We start from the raw sequence: 3,823 nt of genomic DNA on the forward strand, positions 1-3,823 counted from the left end.
TGTCGGCGCCGAAGTAAAACTGAGCCAACGTGCCGACCGAAATGTGAGCCGGGGCTGGTTGCCGATTTTGGGTTACTCGGCTGTGGATAAGTGTAAGGTTTTTTGCTTTTCCTGAAGTTTATTCTTCCCGGTCTTGCCGCGAAGAGCGTCCGCAAAGGGCGTAGCCCGTCGCGGATCGCTCCTGCGAGAAGTACTGGTCAGAACGGTTCTGCTTTCGCCTCCTTTTCTTCTCCTGTGTCAGCCTGTGCCTGTGAGGGCTTGGTGCCCTGTGTCTTGGCCTTGATGCGGCGGCGTGTTTCGGCATGGCTCTGGCGGTAGCGTTGTGAGTCGTTGCCGGTCTCGATGATGTGGCAATGATGGGTAAGCCGGTCGAGCATGGCGGTGGTCATCTTGGTGTCGGCGAACACGCCGCTCCATTCGCCGAAGGCGAGGTTGGTGGTGATGATCACGCTGGTCTGCTCATACAGCTTGGAGAGCAGGTGGAAGAGCAAGGCGCCGCCGCTCTGGCTGAACGGCAGGTAGCCCAGTTCATCGAGAATCACCAGATCCATGCGCATCAGGCTCGCGGCGATCCGTCCGGATTTTCCTTGCGCTTTCTCCTGTTCGAGCAGATTCACCAGATCGACCGCGGAGTAAAAGCGCACGCGTTTGCCATGGCGGGTAACGCCGGCAATGCCCAGGGCGGTGGCCAGATGGGTCTTGCCCGTGCCGGTGCCGCCCACAAGCACGATGTTGTGGGCTTGTTCCGTGAAGTCCAGGCTGGCCAGTTGCTCGATCAGGCGCTTATCGACGGGTGAGACTGTGAAGTCGAAACCGGCCAGATCGCGATGCACCGGGAAGCGGGCCTGGGTCATCTGGTTGCGGATCGAGCGCATGGCGCGATCCGTGTGCTCGGCCTGCAGCAGGTGTTCGATGAGCCAGCGCGAGGCGTCGAGCACGGCGCTTTGACCGGGCTGTTGAAGTTCTTCCCACGCCTGCTCCATGCCGTGCAAACGGAGCGCCTTGAGTTCAGCGGTAATGTCAGGCCTGGGCATGATCGGCCTCCTCGCTCGGGTTGTGCGCTGCTGGCCCTTCACGCAGGCTGTCGTAGCGGGCGATATCCACGAGCGGGGGCGTCGCCAGTTGCAGGCCGGTGGCGACATTCTCGGGTGGCGGCGGGGCATTGAGCCTGCCCAACACATTGATGACGTGCTGGGCGCTGATCCGCCCCGACGGCGCCAGACTCTCCAGCGCGAGTTCCACCGCCACCAATACCGTTTCAAGCCCGAGTTCTGGCACAAGTGCCAGCATTTGGGCCATCACCCGGTCGCCGCCGTCCTCGCGCAGGATTGCGCGGCGCAAGCGCTGCAAGGGCTCGGGCAGGTCGGCAAACGGCGCGCCATTGCGCAAGGCGCCGGGTTTGCGGGCAATCAGGGGAATGTAGTGCTGCCAGTCGTAGCGGGTCTGTGCCTTGGCCGACAGGCGTACATGGGTGGCGATGATCTCGTCCTCGGCCACGATCATCACGCTGTCCGGATACAGGCGCGTGCTGACCATCTGCCCGGCCCATTCACAGGGCACGGAGTAGCGGTTCCGGGCAATCGCCACCAGACAGGTGCTGGAGACGCGCGCGATGCGCTCCACGTAGCCGTCGAAGGGTTCCGGCATCGGCATCAGGTGCGCGCGCTCCATTTCCAGCACCTCGGCCACGCTGAACTCACGATGCTCCGGGTGGCGAATTTCCTGCCACAGCGTCCGGCAGCGATCCCCCAGCCAGACATTGAGCTCGGCAAAGGAGCTGAAACGCTGATTTGCCGCGTCCGTCCAGATCCGTCGCCGGCTGTCCTGAACGTTCTTCTCGACGACACCCTTCTCCCAGCCCGAGGCGACGTTGCAGAAGTCCGCATCGAACAGGTAGTGCGAACACATCGTGGCAAAGCGCGCATTGACCTCGCGTCCCTTGCCCTTGAGCACGCGATCGACCGCTGTCTTCATGTTGTCGTAGATGCCCCGGCGCGCCACGCCACCCAGCGCCGCGAAGCTGCGCGTGTGCGCATCAAACAGCATTTCGTGCCCCTGGCTCGGGTAGGCCACCAGCCAGAACGCACGGCTGGCGCACAGCTTCAGATGCGCCACCTGCACCTTGTAGTAGATGCCGCCCACCAGCAGCCCTTCTTCACTCCAGTCGAACTGGAAGGCCTCGCCGAAGGCAAAGGACAGTGGCACGAAGGCATTCACCGCAGCCGCCGCGCCAGCGCCTGCGCGCCAGGCCCGGATGAAATCCGTCACCCGGCTGTAGCCGCCTGTGTAACCGGCCTGCTGGATCTGGGCAAACAAGGCTTTCGCGGTGCGCCGGTCCCGCCGGGGACGCTGCGCATCGGCCTTCAAGGCCCGACGCAACTCATCGTGAAACGGAGTGAGCTTGCATTCACGCGCCTCTCGCCGGTACTTGGACTCAGCATCGCCCGGCGCCTTGAGCCACTTGTCTATCTGTCTATCGTGTTGCGCGACAGACTCGTCAAGCGCGATATCTCGCGCACCGACTTCTTCTCGCGGAAATACATCCGCCTGATCTTGCCAATCATGGCCATGGGGATCACTCATCTTTCCTCTGCGCAAAAAATGCTCAGAGTAGGTTGAACACCCGGCTCACTTTTACTTCGGCATCACGCCATTTCCCGGCTCAGTTTTCGGTCGGCGTCAACAGATCTGGCGAAGCAGTTGCTGCCGGGCAGCTTCGAGCATGCGGTGCATCATCTGTTCGAACATGAAATCGACCTCGGCGGCTTTGCCGCCCGCTATCGCAACGACCGGAACGGGGCGCCAGCTTACCCGCCCAGGATGCTGTTCCAGGTCATCCTCTGCGCCTACGCCCGTGGTGTCGTCAGCAGCCGGGGCATCGAGCGGCTGTGTCGGGAACACGTCACCTTCATTGCCCTGTGCGGCGATACTGCCCCGCACTTCACGACCCTGGCTGCCTTCGTCTCCGAGCTGGGCGACGAAGCCGCCCGGCTGTTCGCCCAGGTGCTCTACCTCTGCGACCGGCAGGGGCTGATCGGGCGCGAGATGTTCGCCATCGACGGGGGCAAGCTGCGGGCCAATGCGTCCAAGACGAAGAGCGGCACCCGAGCTGATTTCCAGCGTCAGGCCGACAAGCTTGAAACCGCTGCCCAGCGGATGCTCGAACGCCACCGCGACAACGATCGCCTGCCGGTCGAACCCGACCTCGCCGAGAAGGCCCGCCAACGCATTGCGTCAATGCAAAAGGAGGCCAGCGAACTGCGCCAGTGGCTGGCTGACCACCCCTCGGACCGCAAAGGCAGCAAGGGCGGCATCAGGAAGAGCAATCGTACCGACCCGGACAGCGCCAAGATGGCGACCGGCAAAGGCGTCATTCAAGGCTTCACCGGCGTCGCTGCGGTCGATGCCAGACATCAGGTCATTATCGAAGCGCAAGCCCACGGCACTGGCTCGGAACAGGAACTGCTGCTGCCGGTCGTGCGCGCCATGCAAACGCAAGCCACCCCGGAAACGCTTTACACGGCCGATGCCGGCTATCACTCCGAAGCCAACCTCAGGATGCTGGCCGAAGAAGGCATCTCGGCCTTGATTGCAGATAACGGCATGCGCCAACGCGATGAACGCTTCAAGGGTCAGGGCAAACACAAGCAGACTGAATCGCCCCCGGTTCACTAGACACTTCGAAGCCTTAAGCTGGCAACCAAGTGGAGGTGTCTATGAGTAGCAAGCGATACACGGAAGAGTTCAAGATTGAAGCGGTCAAGCAAGTGACCGATCGCGGACATAGCGTTGCGGACGTTGCCGGGCGACTGGATGTGAGCAT

Annotated in this window: 3 protein-coding genes and 1 pseudogene; 2 read left to right on the forward strand and 2 right to left on the reverse strand. The window is 62.4% G+C overall.

The genetic code is table 11. The features are described from left to right. Window positions 1-197 precede the first annotated feature (197 nt). The gene (gene istB, locus BGI27_RS17500) at window positions 198-1,034 is read right to left on the reverse strand and encodes an IS21-like element helper ATPase IstB (protein ID WP_095526056.1); all 837 of its coding nucleotides are present in this window, start codon (window positions 1,032-1,034) and stop codon (window positions 198-200) included. Next, window positions 1,021-2,570: pseudogene (istA, locus tag BGI27_RS17505) on the reverse strand (IS21 family transposase). Before istA ends, istB begins: the two are co-directional and overlap by 14 nt. A gap of 130 nt (window positions 2,571-2,700) precedes the next feature. Between istA and BGI27_RS17510 the strand changes: the two are divergent. After that, window positions 2,701-3,675 (forward strand): transposase, encoded by a 975-nt coding sequence (locus tag BGI27_RS17510; RefSeq protein WP_095526057.1) that lies wholly within the window; start codon window positions 2,701-2,703, stop codon window positions 3,673-3,675. Between the two features lie 41 nt (window positions 3,676-3,716). Further along, on the forward strand, window positions 3,717-3,823 hold a 107-nt coding region (locus BGI27_RS17515), incomplete at its 3' end, for a transposase (protein WP_141239830.1).

It is taken from the genome of Candidatus Dactylopiibacterium carminicum (genome assembly GCF_014736495.1).
In the GTDB taxonomy this organism is placed as follows: Bacteria; Pseudomonadota; Gammaproteobacteria; order Burkholderiales; family Rhodocyclaceae; genus Uliginosibacterium; species Uliginosibacterium carminicum.

Coding starts and splice junctions, on each gene's coding strand:
- istB (WP_095526056.1), bottom strand. CDS start 1,034: ATGCCCAGGCCTGACATTACCGCTGAACTCAAGGCGCTCCGTTTGCAC.